Raw genomic sequence first — 18,915 nt, 5'->3', positions numbered from 1 at the left:
AATCTATTTAATTTTACTTGTGTACTAAACACCAATTTATCTTGAAAGAAGAACAAAACTATTGGACACAACGCTATAAAGAACAGCAAACAGGTTGGGATATTGGCTACCCTTCAACGCCCATTAAAGAATATGTTGACCAATTGACAGACAATACCATTGAAATTCTGATTCCCGGAGCAGGTAATGCCTATGAAGCGGAATACCTTTGGAAGAAGGGATTTAAAAATGTACACATTCTAGATATTTCTGATGTTCCATTAATACAATTCAAAAAACGGAATCCAGATTTTCCCGTTACACAAATGCACCTAGCTGATTTTTTTGAATTTCAAGGCCAGTACGACCTTATTATAGAACAGACCTTTTTCTGTTCTATTGTACCCTCTGATAAAAACAGAAATGCCTATGCAAAGCACATGGCTGAGCTTCTAAAACCAACTGGTAAATTAGTGGGGGTTTGGTTCAATATTCCATTATCTGGCGATATGGAAAAACGCCCTTTTGGAGGTGATAAAAAACTATATACCAGATATTTATCTCCAATCTTAAAAACGATCACTTTCGATCCTTGTTATAATTCTATTGCACCAAGACAAGGGAGTGAATTGTTCGGAATTTTTGAGAGAAAATAAGCTGGGTTATCACAAACTTATTTTAAGGTTTAAGTGGTCTTGCCTCTACCCCTTCATTTGTAATTTGAATAGGTTTAATTGAACCATCATTTCTAAATTCTATTTTATCCATACAAGTTACTCGATGATCTCTACCATCATTAGGGATTGGTCTTCTATGATACACCATAATCCATTCATCAGTATTGGGAACATTGATTACAGAATGATGACCAGCACCTGTGGCAATTTCGGGGTCAGATTCCAAAATGGTTCCCATGCGATTATAAGGTCCAGAAATACTATCGGCCATGGCATAGGCAACTTTATACGAATTGTCGGTCCAATTTCCTTCAGACCACATAAAATAATATGTTCCATTTCTTAAAAATACAAAAGGGCCTTCTACATAACCTTCGGGTGTAATCTCCTTAAATAAAGCTCCATCTTCCCACGGTGTAATTCCTGTAAAATCAGAATTCAACTTACCCAAATTACAATGGCCCCATCCACCATAAAATAAATAGAAAGTATCATCAACATCCTTAAAAACAAATTGGTCAATTGGTTGGGCTTCATTGTAAAAATCTGCTATTAAGGGTTTGCCCAAGTAATCTTCAAAAGGGCCTTTAGGTGTATTTGCCACGGCAATACCTATACCGCCATAATGGTTGATATCGTTATTGGGATCATACGAATTTCGGCCCGGGCGTTGTATATCATTGGCTCCAAAAAATAAATAGTACTTGTCCTCCTTTTTAATAATAGATGGTGCCCATAAAGCCTGTCGCAACCATTTTATCTTGGTAGTATCTAAAATACGTTCATGCTTAGTCCAATTAACCAAATCGGGGCTAGAAAAGGCGTCAAAAAATAGTTGCTTTTCGAATGCATCTGAATATGTCGGGTACACCCAGTAATTATCTTCAAACACTACCGCCTCAGGATCTGCATACCATCCATTGAATATAGGGTTGCCAGATTTCTCCAATACCTTTGCAACAGGTGGTGTCTTTTTCTCAGTTTTACAAGAAACCAAGACAAATGCAAACAACAACAATCCAATACTATAGACTTTAAAACTCATAAAACATTCATTTTTTCAAAGTAAAGTAATATTTTCCATATATAATTTAAGCTGACTTTAATTGTAAATACTTAAATATCAGTTAAACCCCTTGCATTGATTTTATTCCTTTGAAACAATATTGTTTTTGTATCATCGTCTTAACATCACTTTAAGAAATCTACCCATCCTTTTCTAGTATATTTAGACACCTAACTAACAAACCAAAAAATGACAAGAAGTTTACTCTCCCTGTTGGTGCTTTTCGCATCTTTTTTCGTGACAGCTCAAGAATTTAAAATGGACCTCGTACAGGACCTAAAACCCCGTAATATAGGCCCTGGCGGAATGAGTGGCCGTGTTACCTCCATTGATGTGGTCAATGACAATCCTGATATTATGTATGTTGGTACCGCTTCTGGCGGATTATGGAAATCTACATCGGGCGGAATTAAATGGGAGCCCATTTTCGATAAAGAAGTTACTGCTTCCATCGGTGCAGTGGCTATCCAACAGAATAATCCTTCGGTAATTTGGGTAGGAACGGGAGAAGGAAATCCTAGAAATAGTTTAAATGGTGGCTACGGCGTATATAAATCTCTTGATGGCGGAAAGACCTGGAAATCGATGGGCCTCGAAAATACGAGACACATTCATAGAATAAAAATAGACCCTATGAATCCGAATACGGTGTATGTGGGCGCTATTGGTTCTCCTTGGGGCGAGCATCCTGAACGCGGAGTTTATAAAACTACCGATGGTGGTGAAACTTGGGAGAAAGTACTTTTTGTAAATAACAAAACCGGGGTGGCCGATTTAATTATGGACCCTACCAACCCAAACAAATTAATTGCTGCCATGTGGGAACACAAGCGTGATCCTTGGTTTTTTAACTCTGGTGGATCTGGTAGTGGTTTATACATGACACATGACGGTGGTAAGAATTGGAAAAAACTTAGTGAGGAAGATGGTTTACCCAAAGGAGATTTAGGTAGAATCGGTGTTGCCATTGCTCCTGGAAAACCTAATGTTGTTTATGCTTTAGTTGAGGCAAAAAAGAATGCACTATACAAATCTGAGGATGGTGGTTTTAAATGGAAAAAAATCAATGACAAAGGTGATATCGGTAACAGACCTTTTTACTATTCTGAAATCTACGTTGATCCTGAAAATGAAAATAGAGTCTTCTCAGTATTTACCTACGTTAATGTTTCTCAAGATGGAGGTAAGAATTTTGAAGAACTTATGCCCGCCTATGGTGTTGATAACGGAGTACACCCCGACCACCATGCATTTTGGATACACCCAGACAATGGTCAATTTATGATGGATGGTAATGATGGTGGACTAAACATCTCTAAAGACGGCGGTAAAACTTGGAGATTTGTTGGTAATTTGCCCGTCGCACAATTCTATCATATTGCTACCGATAACGAATATCCATATAATGTTTATGGCGGTATGCAAGACAATGGTTCATGGCGAGGCCCGGCTTATGTTTGGAAAGCACAAGGCATACGTAATAGTTACTGGCAAGAAATAAGTTTCGGTGACGGATTTGATGTGGTGCCCGACCCTGTAGATTCTAGATATGGCTACACGATGAGCCAGCAAGGATATGTGCAGCGTTTTGATTATGTTACAGGCGATAATTATATTGTGCGCCCTACTCCACCAGATGCTACAACAGAACTTCGTTTTAACTGGAATTCGGCAATCAGTCAAGATCCTTTTGATACTAGTACTATCTATTTCGGTAGTCAGTTCGTACATAAAAGTTCTGATAAGGGATTAACATGGAAGGTGATTTCACCTGATTTGACCACCAACGACCCTGAAAAGCAAAAACAAAGTGAAAGTGGGGGTTTATCAATGGATGCCACAGGTGCAGAAAATCATACCACTATTTTGGTCATAGAGCCATCTACAGTTGAAAAAGATATGCTTTGGACAGGTTCTGATGATGGTAGGGTTCATTACACCCAAAATGCAGGTCAGACTTGGACAGAAGTTACGGGTAATATTAAAGGTCTACCAAAAGGAAGTTGGATTCCGCAGATTAAAGCATCTACCCGTAATAAAGGAGAAGCACTTTTAATCGCCAATGACTATAGAAGATTCAACTATACACCGTATGCGTATCGTACAAAAGATTATGGTAAAACGTGGGCTAGAATAGTTGATGCTACTGATGTTGAAAGCTACGCGCTTTCGATTATTGAAGATTCTGAGAACCCGAATTTGGTATTTTTAGGTACTGACGACGGATTATACGTTTCTTTCAATGCAGGTGAAAAATGGCAAAAATGGACGGAAGGTTTCCCTACCGTATCTACTAAAGATTTGGCAATTCATCCAAGAGAACACGATTTGGTTATAGGAACCTTTGGCAGAGCTGCATGGGTATTAGACGATATTCGTCCGTTGCGAGCATTGGCTTCAGATAAAACTATTTTGAATAAGGAAATAGCGTTATTTACTCCGCCTACAGCGTATCAAGCATTTTACCAACAACCAACCGGTAGTCGTTTTGGTGGTGATGGTTTATACCAAGGTGAAAACAAAAAGCCAGGTGCTATGATTACTTATTACTTAAAAGAAGGTAAGAAAGAGGCTGAAGGAAAAAAAGATGGAGAAAAAGAGATGGATTCGCAAACCGACAATGATGAAGACAAAGAAAAGGTAGATGCTTCAACTTCTGATAAACCAGAATTAACCGGAGTACAGAAAAAAGATTCTGTTCAATTTGATTTTTATGATGGTCAGCGATTAATACGTTCATTAAAATACAAAACGCCAGAAAAAGCTGGTTTCCATAGAATTTTTTGGGGAATGGATGAAAAAGGTGCGGATAGACCTTCAAGAAAAGTTCAGACGAAAAAGAATGAATCTAGCGGACTAGAAGTTAAGCCTGGCACCTATACTATTAAAATGCTTTACGGTGATTTGGTAGAGGAAACTCAAATTACTGTGAAATCTGACCCACGATTAGAAATATCTACAACGGGTATAAACGAAGCGTATACAAATGGTAAGGTATTAGAATTGTACATGCAGAAGTCTGCTGATGCGGTAAAGCAATTGGCACAGAGTAAAGAAGTGGCCGAGCAGTTTCAAAAGGAATTGAAAAAGATGGATGAGAAGAAGTTCAAAGACCAAATTGAGGTATCAAAAAATATTGTGAAGCAAATAGATTCTGTTACTGCCTTATATTTAGGTAAGGTTGACAAACGCCAAGGTATTACCCGTAATAAAGAAATGACCGTAATGCAACGTTTGCAAATTGCTCGTGGTTATGTAGGTTCACGTAAGACTGGTATGACAGTTACAGAAAAGCAATTAATGCAGTTTGCTAAAGATGAATTAGAATCAGCTTTGAAGAAAACCAATACTTTTTTCTCTACCGAATGGAGCGATTATAAAGGTAAAATGGAAAGCTTAGAGCTTTCACCGTTTAAAGAGACGGAAGTTTTTAATTTAAATTAATACACAGGACAAATAATGAGGAAGCTTTTTTTCTTAGTAGTACTATTAACCACAATTTTAAATTCAAATGCTCAAAATGAAATTAATGGTGAAGATGAATTAGGCAGTTGGTTTATGTATTTTGGAACGAATAAAATTGCCGATAAGTGGAGCATACATACCGAGGCACAATTTCGATATTACGAAACTGCCTCTAATTTTAATCAGCTGTTACTGAGAACTGGTGTCAACTATCACATAAACCCAGATGCTATTGCGACATTAGGTTATGGTTTTATTGAGACCGACCCCAGTTTTACAGCGTATGATATTTTTGCGAGCGATATTCTGATTTCTAATAATTCTATTTCTGAGCATCGCCTTTTTGAACAGTTTATACTGAAGAATAAAGTCTGGGAATTTAAATTTGAACACCGATATCGACTAGAACAACGCTTTGTACAAAATAACTATTCTGGTATAAGTAACACATTACACCGGGCTAGATATAGAATTCAAATGACCGTTCCTTTAACAGATATTTTCTTTTTGAACTTTTACGATGAAATTTTTATCAATCTACAGAACGAGGCTTTTGGTCAAAATCGTTTGTATGCGGCAGTCGGTATAAATGTTACTGATAACTTAAGCATGCAATTCGGTTATTTGAAGAATCATTTTAGAGAAACTGATTTTGACCGTTTCCAATTAGGTGTTTTTTATAATACAGATTTGAGAGAACTTTTCATAAAAAAGAGTAAATAATATTGGTTAAATATTTCGTCAGTGTAATTGATTTGCCATGCTGTTTAATCAGTAACTTTAACATAGAATATAAAATATAAAATATTAGGATAATGAAAAAATTAGCTTTCACATTCCTTTGCACACTAGTTATACTATTCTCTAGTTGTAAGGATACCAAAAAAAATCAAAATAATAAAGACGTCGAAGTTGCAGCGAAATCTTCTGAAATGTTCAGTCTAATTCCAGATTCAACAAAGGTGAGTTTCACGGCGTATAAAACAACCGACAAACTTCCGGTTGGCGGAACATTTAAAATTATAAATATTACAGATGCCCATGAAGGCATTACAACTTTAGAAGCTTTAAACGGCACAAAATTTAGTATCCCTGTAAGTAGTTTATTCACTAATGACCCTACTGGTACTAGAGACCCAAAGCTTATTGAATTTTTCTTTGGAGTTATGAACAACCCCGAATTAATTTCTGGCACCTTTAAAGTTGAAAATGAAAAATGCTCTATAGATGTCACTTTAAATGGTGAAACTCAAAATATCCCACTTACTTATGAAACTGTTGATGAAAACAAACTGACCTTTAAGGGCATGATGGATTTAGAAAATTGGAATGCAATGGATGCTGTAGCGTCTATAAATAAAGCCTGCGAAGTTTTACACACTGGTAAAGATGGTATAAGTAAAACTTGGAGCGAAGTCGCTTTACAAGCAGAAGTTATGCTTCAAAAAAACAACTAACTTAATAAACAAAGTTTTTGATACGGACGAAGTTTCATTTTCAGGTCATTTTTAACCTTAACCATATAAAGGATAACGTATATCATTAATTCGTTTGAAATTAGCTGTTTAAATGATTAATTTGAATTATAATCAAAAAATATATACACAATGAAAAATATTAAAATATTAGTTCTTGCTCTAACGGTGGTAGGTTTTTACAACTGTAAAGATGCTAAGAAAGAAGCAGACAAAGTAAATAGTGAAATGGATAGTGAAATGGAAAAAGTAGCCGAAGAAGTTACTACTAACCGTATTTCTATGCTTATGGAGCCTAAAAGTGACAGTGAGGTATCTGGTGAAGTAAGTTTTGTTGAGAAAGATGGTGAAGTTACCATGACCGCTACCTTTTCTGGACTTACTGAAGGTGAGCATGCGATACATATTCACCAAACTGCAGATTGCTCTGCAGCTGATGGTTCTTCAACTGGTGGGCATTGGAACCCAACTAATGAGCCACATGGTAAATGGGGTGATGCAAAAGGATATCATAAAGGTGATATCGGTAATTTCACTGCAGGATCTGATGGAAAGGGTATGGTCGAATTTTCAACTGACCAATGGTGTATTGGCTGTGACGATGAAAATAAAAATATAGAAGGTAAAGGTCTTATCGTACACCAAGGTACCGATGATTTCACTTCACAACCAAGTGGAGCTGCAGGTGCACGTATTAGTTGTGCTGGTTTAATTCAATAGGATTAAAAATATGTTTTATAAAAGCTGTTCTAAGAACAGCTTTTTTTATTTTTAGATGACTATAAAATTCCCATATGCAATTAGACCTATTGGTTGAACAATTCAAAAAGAAAGACCCTTCAGCTTTCGAGAAGTTACATGGCATGTATGCCGATAACATTTGTGGGGTTATCAATACCATTGTAAAAAATGATAGTATTGCCCAAGAAATCTGTCAAGATGTATTTATAAAAATTTGGAATAATTCTGAAAGTTATAACTCATCTAAAGGAAGATTTTTTACATGGATTTTAAATATCGCCAGAAATGCTGCTATCGACGAAATACGCAGTAGGTCGTATAAAAATGAGAAAAAGAACCTTTCCGCAGATTACTTCGTAGGTATTTTACAGAACAAGGAAGATGAAGATTCGGTTGTAGATACCAAAGTTTTGAGGAATCTTGTTAAGAATCTAAAAGAAAAATGTGTTCAGATAATAGAACTATTATATTTTAGAGGATACACTCAAAAAGATGCTGCAGAAGAATTAGATATTCCGATAGGAACGGTGAAAACACGTAATAGAAGTTGCATTTCCCAATTAAGGGAGAATATGGAAATTAAGTAGCATGGATGTACAAAAATACATAGCATCAGGAATTTTAGAGCTCTATGTAGCTGGTATACTTTCAGATAAAGAAAACCTGGAAATAGCTAACTATGCAAAAGAGTATCCAGAAATTCAGACAGAAATTGAAGCGATAGAAGCTTCTATTTTGCTGTTATCTAAGAAAGCTTCTCCAGGTTCAAAACATTCCTTTAAATCTATCATGGATAGAATCAATAGTGAAGTTAAAGTCATTCCTATAAATAATAAACGAGGTACACCTATTTCAACTTATGTTGGTTGGGCAGCTTCTGTTTTACTCGCAATAGGTATATTTTGGATGTATCAACAGAATCAGGAACTAAAATCTGATATTCAAGTTGTAGAACAACAAAATAATAATCTAGAACAGCAAATAGCAGATTCAGATTCTTCATTAGAAAAAACTACAGAACTTTTAAATTCTATTAGAGATAAGAATATAAGCGTTATCCCATTAGGTGGGCAAGACATATCACCTTCATCTTACGCTAAAGCCTATTGGAACAAAGAGAACAATAAAGTTTTTATAGATGCTAAAGGTTTACCAGAACCTCCCGAAGGTTTTGTATACCAAGTTTGGTCTTTAAAACTTTCACCGCTTACCCCTACCAGTATGGGTCTACTTGAGAATTTTGAGATGGATGAAAACAAAATATTCGCCCTTAACAACCCTAATGAATCTGAAGCATTTGGTATTACATTAGAACCCGCGGGTGGTAGTAAGTCTCCTAATTTAGAACAGTTGTATACTCTTGGTGTAGTTTCAGCTTCTTAGAGAAATACATATTTATAATTTAAATGGGCGATTTTTAAATAAAATGCCCATTTTTTTTACATTTTTTTGTCCATAGAATTAAAGAAATTTTTCGGAACCGTTTTGACCTTACTTGGTATTGGCGGACTTGTTTACGCGGCTATTTTATTTGGAAATAGTGCTAGAACTATTAAACAGTTTATTGTTTATGGTGTGCTTGGCGCTATCTTTTTCTTTTCGGGTATTGGTCTTATTAAAACTACTAGCAAAGGTTCTTAGAACTTTTAAAATAGCTAGAGGTCCCTTTTAACTTTATTCAGACCTAGACTTTTCACCAACCATTTTGGTAATGTTTTTCTAGGATTTCTTTTTTTTAGGTTTAGAAATAAGCCTAAAAATTTTAGAATAGGTACTTTATGTGTTTCTACCAACTCTATTAAAGTGCCATCGGGATCTTCAATATAACTGAAATGACCTGCTGCATCGCCCATATCAAAACTATTAGAACTATCTACAGTAAATGGATAGTTTAGCTGGCTTGCCTTTTCTCTAATACTAGCCATACCATGAACATCAAAGCAAAGATGAATATAACCTAAATCACCCCAAAGTCTATCTTTAAAGATTTTCACAGGCCTACTGTCCAAAAGTTGAATTAATTCTAATTGAGTAGGTCCAAGTAAATCTCCGAAACCACCCACGATGTTACGTTCTTGTTTTAATATGACTTTTCTATACCGATTACTAGAATTTTGGTTTACTATTTCTATATCGTCGTAAAGAATAATCGAATAACCTAACATCTCCTTATAAAAATCTAAGGAGCTTTCCATATTACTTACACCAATGACTGCTCCCATTACTCCACCATTTTTAGAAGCTTGCGAGGAAAAATAATAACTTTCTTCTACCATTTGTACCTTGTTACCAAAAGGGTCATCAAAATAAAAGCTTGAATTGTACTTATCTGAAATTGTAATTTCTGATAAACATGCGACCTTCAACTGCTTTAAATATTCATGCATATTAAAGAGATTTTTACATCTAATTTTCATAGCATAAATACCTAAGTCGCCATACCTAATTGGTACTTTAGGTACAGAGGGAATTCGGTCTTTAAACTGCCAAATTTCTAATCCGCCACCACCAACCATATTCAACGACAAATAGGCATCTCTTTTTTCTGCCTTACCATTGGTGTACTTGGTCATTAACTTAGCAACAGCCTCATCCTTAAATAGTAACACATTAAAACCTAAATGTTTTCTGTACCAGTTAAATACTTTTTTGACATCTTGAACACCAATACCAATTTGCTGAATTCCATTAATAATCTCAACCATTGTATGGGGTTCGTATCAACTTATTATGAAGTGTTTTTAATTTATCACCAGGGTAACCGAGTTTAAATAGAATAACCAATAGCAGGTTAGTTAGATTAACTCGAAGGTATGAATTGCACTCATACTTACGTGCAGATACTACCAAGTCATTTTTTACAATAGTATATGGCACTTTAAGCTTCTTCATTTTCGAAAAGAACTCGAAATCTTCCATTAGTGCTTGCTCTTCATTAAACGTCCCTAATTTTCTAAAAACATCTTTTTTAATAAAAAGACACTGATCACCGCCACCAGTAAACAATCCGTCCTTTGCAGTAAAAGAAGCATTTATACGTAAATACCAAACATCCTTATCGAACCTGTAAGAAAAAAAACCTGCATCATATCCGGTTTGTAAACTATGTAGAATATTATCAATAAACCCTACTGGAGGTACTACATCGGCATGTAAAAAAACAAACGCACTTCCCAATGCCATTTTAGATGCCTTGTTCATTTGTGCTGCCCTACCTTTTTTTTCACAAAGTACTATTTTAACTTTAGGAATATTGTCTAACAATTTCACCGAATCCGAATTACTCGGAGAAACGGCAACTATAATTTCTAAAAGTTTCTTATGCGCTAAAAAAGAGTCAACTTTAAAGAGTCGCTGCAAGTTTTTAAATTCATTATGTACTGGTATTATAATACTGATCATAGCTTTAGCCGAGGCGTAGTTAATGGATAGTAAAAACTACGACCCAAATAATATTTAGGTTAACGCCTTACCTACGCAAATTCATGAAAATAGTTTTAAAATCATCGTAAATTTCAATAAAAGGTTAACGTAATCATTTAAAGAAAAGTTCGACAAAGATTTAACAAACCTTATGGATACATTTACGTAGATAAGGTAAATTAAAATATACCTATGAAACTAAAATTATATTTTCTTGCCACGATATTTGCTTTATCCTGTACTGCGAAAACTAACTTACAGGCTCAAGTAGAAACCAATACCAAAACTAATTTCAACGAGTTATCAGAATCGTTTTTAAAACGAATTATAGACAAAAAAGATACCCAAGAAATACAAGATATTTTGGCAAACATATCTATTGAAGAATTAGATAACGCCCTTGATACCAATGACAAACGATTAGCTTTTTGGATTAATATTTACAACGCCTACATACAGGTTATTTTGCAAAAAAATCCGGAGTTATATAATGATCGCGGGAGTTTTTTTAAATTAGAACAAATAAAAATAGCAGGCGAAACGGTATCATTTGCAAAAATTGAACATGGACTTATTAGAAAATCGCAATGGGAATATGGTTTAGGATATTTTAGAAAATGGTTTCCGAATAAATTTGAGCGAAAATTGCGAGTAAACAAACCTGTTTTCAATGTACATTTTGCCCTTAATTGCGGTGCTAAAGATTGTCCACCTGTAGCTATTTATGAATGGGAACGTTTACAAGAACAATTTAGCAAAGGCACTAAAACCTATCTTGAGCGCACAACTGAATATAAAGCCGATACAAAAGAAGTTACAGTTACTTCCTTGTTTAGCTGGTTTAGAGGTGATTTTGGAGGAAAAAGCGGAGTCAAAAAAATTTTAAAAAGCAATGGCCTTATCCCTTCTACTAAAGACATTGATTTAAAATATGGGAATTACGATTGGACCTTAGATCTTGACAATTTCATTGATTTATAAAACAGGTTATGGGTTAATTTATAATAAATCTATTTGGGTGTAAAGAGAATAAGGACGTAGATTTTCTATTTGTAATCTTTTGACTGTAAATACTCAAGAGAGTGGTAAATTTGCATCTGTTATAAACAAATAGATTTCGATCAGTTACATGAAGGCCAACTTGGGTTCCCTTAAAAAAATATGTATCGCTGTATTCATTCTTTTAGGTGTGCTTTCGGCTACTAAATTGGATGAATTGAAATTTTCATTTGATTTCAGTCAATTTTTTCCAGAGGAAGACCCCGATTTAGCATTTTATGATTCGTTTGTTGAAGAGTTTGGTACCGATGATAATTTTTTACTCATTGCAGTAGAGAATAAACCTAATGTTTTTCAGCAAGATTTTCTTAATAAATTTCAAGCATTTTCTCTAGAGAGCAAGGGTTTTGAGTATGTATTAGAAAGTAATTCTTTAACTACACTCTCCTACCCTTTAAAAACTTCTTTTGGCTATACTACGTTGCCAATTGTTCATATAAATGATTCCCTTCAATACCAGAAAGATTGGCATAAAATTCAAGAAGATTCCCTTTTCATCAATGTTTTAATAGATGAAAAGAGAGAATCGTTAGTACTTGCTTTACAAACCGAAGACAACTTAGATTATAAACAGTCTGAAGTATTATTAAATACAATACGGACGTCATTAAAAAGTCACGACTTAACTAATTATCATATTCTGGGAAGGGCTTTTTTTTACGAAGCCATAGTAGAAATGCAAAGAAGCGAAGTTCTAACTACTACTATAGTTGCTTCAATACTGGTATTCATTATTCTTCTATTAGTTTATAGGAGTTTACCTGTAGTTTTGATTTCAGTTTTTTCAATAGCTATGTCATTATTACTTTTTATGGGCTTGTTAGCTGCCTTAGGAAAAGAACTGAATGCCATGGCCGCATTTTATCCAGTGTTAATGCTCATTGTAGGAACTTCAGATGTTATTCATCTCACCGATAGTTATATTCGAAAATTGCAAAGTGGTATTTCTAGATATGCCTCAATTATTTCCTCACTTAAAGAGGTAGGTATGACTACCCTACTTACTTCTTTTACCACTGCCGTTGGTTTTGTGACTCTTCTATCTTCTAGACTTGTAAGTATTCAAGAATTTGGAATAAACGCTGCAATTGGGGTTCTAGTAGCCTATACTACTGTTATTTTACTGACTAGTTCTCTTTTAATAAGTCTTCCAGAGAAAAAACTAATTGGACGTAAAAGTATTTCTGAAAATTGGGTCAACTATCTTTTAAAGGTAAATACGTTTACTAAAAACTATCCTAATTCTATTATTTGGGGCACTGTGGTTTTTACATTTTTCTGTTTTCTTGGAATTTATCTTATAAAAACCAACCACGAATTTAAACAAACACTACCGGCAAAGAGTGAAATTGCTATCGATTTCGACTATTTTCAAAATAACTATGCCGGCTTCAGACCATTAGAGATAGCGGTAATGAGTACTGATGGCTATAAGGTTACTGATTTTGAGATTGCTCAAGAAATTGAAAAACTCCTTACCTATTTAAAAACATTTAAAATCATAGGTAATATACAATCAGCCAATTTGCCTTATAAAATAATCAACAAAGCCAATAATTTAAATAGCGCTGCTTTTTTTACTTTACCAGATGATAAAGCAACATTTATAAAATACCAAAAAGATACACGTAAACTAGCTCGAAAACAATTGGCTCGTTTTATCAATGGTGACGAAACCATTGCTCGTATCAATGGAAAATTACAAGATGTAGGTACTGATAGCTTAAAGATTGTTTATAACAGTATTGCCCAATTTGCAAAAACTAAACTAGATACTTCTCTCGTAACGGTTAAAGTGACCGGTAAAAGTATATTGCTAGACAAAAACTCAGAATATATTAGAAGTAGTTTGTTAGAAGGTCTATTATATGGTCTATTGCTAATAGGAGTTATTATGGCTTTTGTTTTTCGAGATATTAAAATCTTCTTAATCTCTCTTGTACCTAATGTTTTACCTATGCTATTTGCAGGAGGAATTTTAGGATTTTTGGGTATCCCTTTAGAAGCATCATTATCTGTAGTATTCGCAATCGTATTTGGTATTGCCGTTGACGACACTATACATTTTTTAGGAAAGTATAAGTTAGGTATTACTCAAGGTTTAGATAAAGAAGCTGCGCTTGAAAAAACTTTCGCCCAAACCGGTAGAGCATTGGTGATTACCACCATTATCCTATTTTTCGGATTTATGGTCATGTTATTTTCTATTCACCAACCTAGTATAACTATAGGGTTGATTATAAGTGTAACCTTGGTAACAGCTTTAATACTAGACTTGCTATTACTGCCAGTACTGCTTAGAAAATTGATTTAAATTGAACTATTTGTTCGGTGGAGTGTTCTTTGTAGTGATCTATAGGCAAAAACTGATTTACCAACTAATAAAATCATTAAGCTAATCCATAATGTAAAGAGTAGGTATTCCATAACACTAATTAGTTTATTTGGTTACTTTTGGTTCAATTATTTAAGATGCTGGGGCATTTTAAACGTATTTGGTCGATAAATATATGTATTTCATCTAAGCAAATCATAAAAAACGTTAAATTTTCGATGAAATACATATAAATATCAGCGCCACGATTAAAACCGTGGCGCTAAAAAAAAACAATCCAACCTAAAACAAACCATAAATGAAAATAATTGGGCAATCAATTACAAATCATGGACTTGCTTTTCCATATTGGGCCCTAACTCATAGAGGGCACCTATTAATTCTCCTTTTAGCTCATTAACTTTTTCTTCTTCACCATTGGCCTTATACACTTCAGCAGCTTGGAATAACAATGCGGGTTCAAATGTTTTACCATAAACGTGGGCATCGATCACTTCAACAGCTTTATTGATTTCTCCATTTTTCAGATAACTATACCCTAACCAGCTATATGATTCTGGTGTAGGTCTATTATCAACCTCTGTTTGGGCTAGTAATAAAGCCTTATCAAACTGTTTAGTTTCATCTATGTATAATCCTAAATTGTACGCATTATACATATCACCGTACATTTCATTTTTTACCCTTGTAAAATATTGATCTAAATTTTTTGTGCGAATTAAATCATCATCCATATAATCTGCTATTTCAGCTTTAAGTAAAAAGTAATCTGGCGCGTTATATGTTTTGGTTACTGAATCTAGTATTCGAATAGCTTCAACCGGATTCTTATCATTTGAGAAAACAATCCATGCAATTCCCTTTTTAGCATAGGCATTATCCGCATCAATTTCTAAAGCCTTTAAATATTGATTATATGAATCTTGTATTCTACCTGCATGGCCATAATAATCGCCTAAATTAGTATAGCTCCATAGCATCAACTCTCTATTTTTGCCTAATTCAGCCTTAGTCCTGGCCATTTCCATAAAATTGATAGTGGTGTCTAAATCTCCTTTATAATCGTTCCACTTTGCTAAGCGTATCATATAACCGAAATCTGACATGTTTTTTATACTATCTAAATATTTTTCTGCCAGCTGATAGTTACCCAACTCCATATGAACATCAAAATATAAGCTTTGTGTTTCGCTCTTATCTCCTCCTATTACAGCAGCAGAATCTGCTAGTTTCAACGCTTCTCTAAAGCGGTGCTGTGAAATATAATTTCTTGCCAAGGCTCTATAATAACCAGGCCTACCTATATTGGCTATATCGACCGCTTTCTTAAGACTCTTTTCAGCTTTCTTTAAAAACTCAATATTTCCGGTTTGTTGAAAATATCGATTGTATTCACCGCCTACGATGCCAAAACTCGTAAGCTGCATGCTATCGGGCCTAATTTTAGAATTCCAAAGGTCAAAATACTTTGATGATGTTTCTACTTCATTAGAAACCAAATACTTGTCGTAATCATTTTTTTGAGCAACTGCGTCCTGATTCTTTGTAACACAAGAAGATACCAGTATCAATACTATGAATAACTTTATTAATTTCATTAGGTTTTGTTTTATTCGGATTGTTTAAAAAAGGGGAGCTTTTCAACTCCCCTAGCCCTTCTCTTTCATAAGCAATTAGGGTGTGCCAGTCTTACCGATTAATTAAAATCTGCAAGGTGAAGGCAACTTCTTATTCTGGTGAACCCAAGTATGGGAAAGTAGTACCTACAGTAGCGGTTAGCCCAACGCCATCTGAGGTTAATCTTGGTAAATCTGCCATACCATCATTATCAGTATCTTGACCGCTAAATCTAGCACCATCACCGCCACCGAATAACAATATCAATGAAACATCAATGACATCATCTTGAGGTGTTCTACCTGTTAAACCAACTGCGCCTTCATAGTTAGGAGCACCACTACCACCATTAAAATACGTAGTAGGTAAGTTTGGAGCAACTTCTAGAACGTCATTAGATAATACTGTGGTTAAAACAGTTGCCGTTACAGGGTTGTTCGTATAACCATCATCAGCAGGACCGTTTAAAATATCACCTAAAATATTTGGCTCAAAGTTTACAGCAGCAGGATCAGCTCCTAAAATAGTTGCATAAACATCATGATATGCTTCTAGTCTAGCTTCAAAAGCAGCTTGAAAAGTTGCCTGCATTTCTGAGGGAATTGACATGTTATGAGAATTTTTAATATCTCCGTCTGCACTCAATACTGTATTAATTCCTGGTCTACCCATAAAATCGACCTGTGTATATGTTCCTGTAAAATCAGGCATTGTAGGTTGTATAGCATCATCACAAAGTGTACATGTGCCACCACAATCAACACCAGTTTCATCACCGTTCATTATTCCGTCATTACAAGTAGGTGTCATTACTACTGGCGTATCATTATCATCGTTGTTACAAGAAGCTAAAGCAGCTACTGCACAAAGAGATAAAAATGTATATTTTATATTTTTAAATTTCATCTTAGTTTTATTTATGTGGTTATTATTGTTTAACATTTGTTGTTACCCAAGTTTTGTAAACTGGTAATTGCAAAACATTAACTGCAGTTGTTTCTCCTAATAGGCTGTTTGGAATTTCAATAACAATAGACATGGTGTTGGCACCATCGAAAGTATCGACAGCAGTGGTGTCATCATCGTCAGTTGAAGAAGGATCACCAGCTGGCTTAAATCCCAATGGAGCTTCACCACCTATTACAGCATTAAATTGAAAGAAGTCAAAGAAAAAAGCATCTTGTCGTGGACCCGCAAAAAGCGATACTCCATTACTTGTAGTTTCAACAATCGCAGTTTCAGCAGAAATAGCCACCGAACCTAATGGTGAGTCAACCATAACCGTGCCGTTCAAACCAGTTTCACTAGGTGCTATAGGGCCGAAAAAATACATTTTACCATCTCTAGGTATGGCTTGTATTACCAAATCTTCTACCAAATCGCCATCTTTATCGATATTGATTTCTAACAATACATTCTCATCAAATGTACCATAAGCCAAATCTGGCAATACATTAGATTGAAGGTCTACGGCAAATACAGTGTTATCTGAACCAAGTGATGGCTCAAAGGCATAAAAGTCGGCAATGTCGGCCGAGGTCCCCATAGAACCAGGCGCATCAATATGATCTGCCGCAACTAAAAGAACTCCTGCTAGAGCTAATGCCCCAAGTCCCATAAATAATTTTGCTTTTTTCATTATTCTTTTTTTTTAGATTAGAATCACCCCTACTTACGCAGCTAAAAACGAAAGGTTCATTTTTATCTAAAAAAATTTAAATTATATTTCTCACCTATTCATATAGCGCTTCTTCTAAAACTATTCCTTAGCGAAGAAGTAACCTTTTATAAATATGAATACATTTAGCATAAAACAATAATTAGCTAACTTTGCAGCCATAAACTTATTTAGATATGAACCCGTCTGCCTCTGGTTGGATTGAAAAATATGGCTCGGTCGTTCAAAAACACCAAAATGCTTTCCCCGATTTTGACGCCTTATATAGCACTTTAAAAAAGAGCGGTTTTGTATATGGGCTAAATTCAAGTATTCCAGATTTTATTCCTTTTGAACATTCTTTATCTGAAGACGAAAAAGCTAAAATCAACTTACTCAATGCACTTTACTTCACCTATTACCTAAATGAAGGAAAAGGTGATTACGTTCATTTTGTAGAACAGGTCTATAAGTTTTATGAAGTTTTAAAAATCAATCGAGCTGGTTTTTTCGGCAAACTATTAACAGGCAATAAAACATCGGCAAAGCTGGAAAAATTATTGGCTTCAAGAATTTATATTGAAGATAATATCTTCAGTAAGACCTTCAATAGCCTGATAACCAACTCACTTCTATTTGTAGATGTATTACTTTTTAAACATTACCTAAATGGTGTGGATGACTTAAAAACTAAGGCTGAAGAAATTGAATATTTAGCTATTAACATTACGTATCACGCACTTAGTTCGAAAGAACAAAATAGAAAAGACAATAAGCTTTCTCAATTATTGGCTTCGTCATTGACTTATATAAATTGCGCTGAAAATAATTTTGATGGTTCTTATCGTGATAGGCTCTTAAACAACAAAGAAATCTGGGAAAATCGTTATTTACTAGATATGGCTTGCCTTACTGTATGGGAAGATCATTCTTTAGATTATACCGAATCTGAATTTATATTTGGAATTGGAAAAGATTTAGGAATTGAAAATCACCTTATTTCTGAATCTATAATGCATGTTACAGAATTCTTTAGGCAAAATCTTGATACAATACCCTACTTAAAGGAAAAGAACCTTGCCCATCAATTTTACGATAGCATGGGGAAAATTGTAAAAAAATTAATTTTAAGAAACAGCAAGCGTTTACATAAAGAGCTTTCTCAAAGTGCGGAACTGGTTGCTTTATTGTCAAAATCTACGGTAAGAGACCTTAGCCGAGATGAAAAGAAAAAAGTTCAAAATCAACTTATTGATATTTTTAAAAGTATACCCTCTTTGGCTATTTTTATATTACCAGGTGGCGCAATTTTGCTTCCGATTTTCATTAAACTTATTCCTAAGTTACTGCCTTCTGCTTTTGATGAAAATCGAATTGATGAGGAAGAAAAATCAACAAATAATTAATTCAACTAATTGTTT

17 protein-coding genes are annotated in these 18,915 nt (G+C 34.6%); 11 read left to right on the top strand and 6 right to left on the bottom strand.

What is annotated here, in order from left to right; translation table 11 throughout:
• Positions 1-41: 41 nt before the first annotated feature.
• Complete coding sequence (locus B5X55_RS15940) at positions 42-635, top strand: methyltransferase domain-containing protein (RefSeq protein WP_079513706.1); 594 nt, start codon at positions 42-44, stop codon at positions 633-635.
• 22 nt (positions 636-657) lie between these two features.
• Here the strand turns inward: B5X55_RS15940 and B5X55_RS15935 are convergent, their stop codons facing one another.
• Positions 658-1,701, bottom strand: coding sequence for a glycoside hydrolase family 43 protein (locus B5X55_RS15935; RefSeq protein WP_079513704.1), 1,044 nt, complete (start codon positions 1,699-1,701; stop codon positions 658-660).
• Positions 1,702-1,911: 210 nt separating this feature from the next.
• Here B5X55_RS15935 and B5X55_RS15930 point away from each other — a divergent pair, with 210 nt between their 5' ends.
• The 7 genes from B5X55_RS15930 to B5X55_RS15900 all read left to right on the top strand — a co-directional run bounded on the left by B5X55_RS15930 (position 1,912) and on the right by B5X55_RS15900 (position 9,044).
• Entirely contained in the window at positions 1,912-5,166 is a 3,255-nt protein-coding gene (locus tag B5X55_RS15930; protein WP_234999765.1) for a VPS10 domain-containing protein, read from the top strand.
• 15 nt (positions 5,167-5,181) lie between these two features.
• Entirely contained in the window at positions 5,182-5,910 is a 729-nt protein-coding gene (locus B5X55_RS15925) for a DUF2490 domain-containing protein (protein WP_079513702.1), read from the top strand.
• Between the two features lie 92 nt (positions 5,911-6,002).
• Positions 6,003-6,644: a YceI family protein gene (locus B5X55_RS15920; RefSeq protein ID WP_079513700.1), complete on the top strand. Its 642-nt coding sequence runs from the start codon at positions 6,003-6,005 to the stop codon at positions 6,642-6,644.
• A gap of 150 nt (positions 6,645-6,794) precedes the next feature.
• Positions 6,795-7,382, top strand: coding sequence for a superoxide dismutase family protein (locus B5X55_RS15915; protein ID WP_079513698.1), 588 nt, complete (start codon positions 6,795-6,797; stop codon positions 7,380-7,382).
• Between the two features lie 74 nt (positions 7,383-7,456).
• Positions 7,457-7,990: an RNA polymerase sigma factor gene (locus B5X55_RS15910; protein ID WP_079513696.1), complete on the top strand. Its 534-nt coding sequence runs from the start codon at positions 7,457-7,459 to the stop codon at positions 7,988-7,990.
• Position 7,991: 1 nt separating this feature from the next.
• On the top strand, positions 7,992-8,786 hold the full coding sequence (locus tag B5X55_RS15905) for an anti-sigma factor (protein ID WP_079513694.1): 795 nt from the start codon (positions 7,992-7,994) through the stop codon (positions 8,784-8,786).
• Positions 8,787-8,852: 66 nt separating this feature from the next.
• On the top strand, positions 8,853-9,044 hold the full coding sequence (locus B5X55_RS15900; RefSeq protein ID WP_234999764.1) for a hypothetical protein: 192 nt from the start codon (positions 8,853-8,855) through the stop codon (positions 9,042-9,044).
• 14 nt (positions 9,045-9,058) lie between these two features.
• On the opposite strand, the gene B5X55_RS15895 is transcribed toward B5X55_RS15900, so the two are convergent.
• Both B5X55_RS15895 and B5X55_RS15890 read right to left on the bottom strand, forming a co-directional pair.
• On the bottom strand, positions 9,059-10,108 hold the full coding sequence (locus B5X55_RS15895; RefSeq protein WP_079513692.1) for a VOC family protein: 1,050 nt from the start codon (positions 10,106-10,108) through the stop codon (positions 9,059-9,061).
• Positions 10,101-10,805 (bottom strand): glycosyltransferase, encoded by a 705-nt coding sequence (locus B5X55_RS15890; protein WP_079513690.1) that lies wholly within the window; start codon positions 10,803-10,805, stop codon positions 10,101-10,103. The genes B5X55_RS15895 and B5X55_RS15890 overlap by 8 nt, the downstream gene beginning before the upstream one ends.
• Positions 10,806-11,018: 213 nt before the next feature.
• On the opposite strand from B5X55_RS15890, the gene B5X55_RS15885 reads away from it, so the two are divergent.
• Together B5X55_RS15885 and B5X55_RS15880 are read left to right on the top strand one after the other, a co-directional pair.
• Positions 11,019-11,807, top strand: coding sequence for a DUF547 domain-containing protein (locus B5X55_RS15885; protein WP_079513688.1), 789 nt, complete (start codon positions 11,019-11,021; stop codon positions 11,805-11,807).
• Between the two features lie 148 nt (positions 11,808-11,955).
• Complete coding sequence (locus B5X55_RS15880; RefSeq protein ID WP_079513686.1) at positions 11,956-14,199, top strand: efflux RND transporter permease subunit; 2,244 nt, start codon at positions 11,956-11,958, stop codon at positions 14,197-14,199.
• A 341-nt stretch (positions 14,200-14,540) separates the two neighbouring features.
• On the opposite strand, the gene B5X55_RS15875 is transcribed toward B5X55_RS15880, so the two are convergent.
• From B5X55_RS15875 to B5X55_RS15865, 3 genes are all read right to left on the bottom strand, one after another.
• Positions 14,541-15,818 (bottom strand): tetratricopeptide repeat protein, encoded by a 1,278-nt coding sequence (locus B5X55_RS15875; protein ID WP_079513684.1) that lies wholly within the window; start codon positions 15,816-15,818, stop codon positions 14,541-14,543.
• A gap of 130 nt (positions 15,819-15,948) precedes the next feature.
• Entirely contained in the window at positions 15,949-16,743 is a 795-nt protein-coding gene (locus B5X55_RS15870; protein ID WP_079513987.1) for a DUF4331 family protein, read from the bottom strand.
• Positions 16,744-16,765: 22 nt separating this feature from the next.
• Positions 16,766-17,476 carry a DUF4331 family protein gene (locus B5X55_RS15865; RefSeq protein ID WP_079513682.1) on the bottom strand — a complete coding sequence of 237 codons (711 nt, stop codon included), beginning with the start codon at positions 17,474-17,476 and terminating at the stop codon, positions 16,766-16,768.
• A gap of 215 nt (positions 17,477-17,691) precedes the next feature.
• Here B5X55_RS15865 and B5X55_RS15860 point away from each other — a divergent pair, with 215 nt between their 5' ends.
• The gene (locus tag B5X55_RS15860; RefSeq protein WP_079513680.1) at positions 17,692-18,900 is read left to right on the top strand and encodes an LETM1-related biofilm-associated protein; all 1,209 of its coding nucleotides are present in this window, start codon (positions 17,692-17,694) and stop codon (positions 18,898-18,900) included.
• Positions 18,901-18,915: the final 15 nt, after the last annotated feature.

Origin of the sequence: Maribacter arcticus (assembly GCF_900167935.1) — a bacterium.
Taxonomy (GTDB): domain Bacteria; phylum Bacteroidota; class Bacteroidia; order Flavobacteriales; family Flavobacteriaceae; genus Maribacter; species Maribacter arcticus.
This window is presented reverse-complemented; position numbering and strand designations above follow the sequence as displayed.

What these genes read in the sequence shown, in the direction of transcription:
- B5X55_RS15935 (WP_079513704.1), bottom strand. Translation starts at nt 1,701, where the DNA reads ATGAGTTTTAAAGTCTATAGTATTGGATTGTTGTTGTTTGCATTTGTC.
- B5X55_RS15930 (WP_234999765.1), top strand. Translation starts at nt 1,912, where the DNA reads ATGACAAGAAGTTTACTCTCCCTGTTGGTGCTTTTCGCATCTTTTTTC.
- B5X55_RS15925 (WP_079513702.1), top strand. Translation starts at nt 5,182, where the DNA reads ATGAGGAAGCTTTTTTTCTTAGTAGTACTATTAACCACAATTTTAAAT.
- B5X55_RS15920 (WP_079513700.1), top strand. Translation starts at nt 6,003, where the DNA reads ATGAAAAAATTAGCTTTCACATTCCTTTGCACACTAGTTATACTATTC.
- B5X55_RS15915 (WP_079513698.1), top strand. Translation starts at nt 6,795, where the DNA reads ATGAAAAATATTAAAATATTAGTTCTTGCTCTAACGGTGGTAGGTTTT.
- B5X55_RS15910 (WP_079513696.1), top strand. Translation starts at nt 7,457, where the DNA reads ATGCAATTAGACCTATTGGTTGAACAATTCAAAAAGAAAGACCCTTCA.
- B5X55_RS15905 (WP_079513694.1), top strand. Translation starts at nt 7,992, where the DNA reads ATGGATGTACAAAAATACATAGCATCAGGAATTTTAGAGCTCTATGTA.
- B5X55_RS15895 (WP_079513692.1), bottom strand. Translation starts at nt 10,108, where the DNA reads ATGGTTGAGATTATTAATGGAATTCAGCAAATTGGTATTGGTGTTCAA.
- B5X55_RS15890 (WP_079513690.1), bottom strand. Translation starts at nt 10,805, where the DNA reads ATGATCAGTATTATAATACCAGTACATAATGAATTTAAAAACTTGCAG.
- B5X55_RS15885 (WP_079513688.1), top strand. Translation starts at nt 11,019, where the DNA reads ATGAAACTAAAATTATATTTTCTTGCCACGATATTTGCTTTATCCTGT.
- B5X55_RS15880 (WP_079513686.1), top strand. Translation starts at nt 11,956, where the DNA reads ATGAAGGCCAACTTGGGTTCCCTTAAAAAAATATGTATCGCTGTATTC.
- B5X55_RS15875 (WP_079513684.1), bottom strand. Translation starts at nt 15,818, where the DNA reads ATGAAATTAATAAAGTTATTCATAGTATTGATACTGGTATCTTCTTGT.
- B5X55_RS15870 (WP_079513987.1), bottom strand. Translation starts at nt 16,743, where the DNA reads ATGAAATTTAAAAATATAAAATATACATTTTTATCTCTTTGTGCAGTA.
- B5X55_RS15865 (WP_079513682.1), bottom strand. Translation starts at nt 17,476, where the DNA reads ATGAAAAAAGCAAAATTATTTATGGGACTTGGGGCATTAGCTCTAGCA.
- B5X55_RS15860 (WP_079513680.1), top strand. Translation starts at nt 17,692, where the DNA reads ATGAACCCGTCTGCCTCTGGTTGGATTGAAAAATATGGCTCGGTCGTT.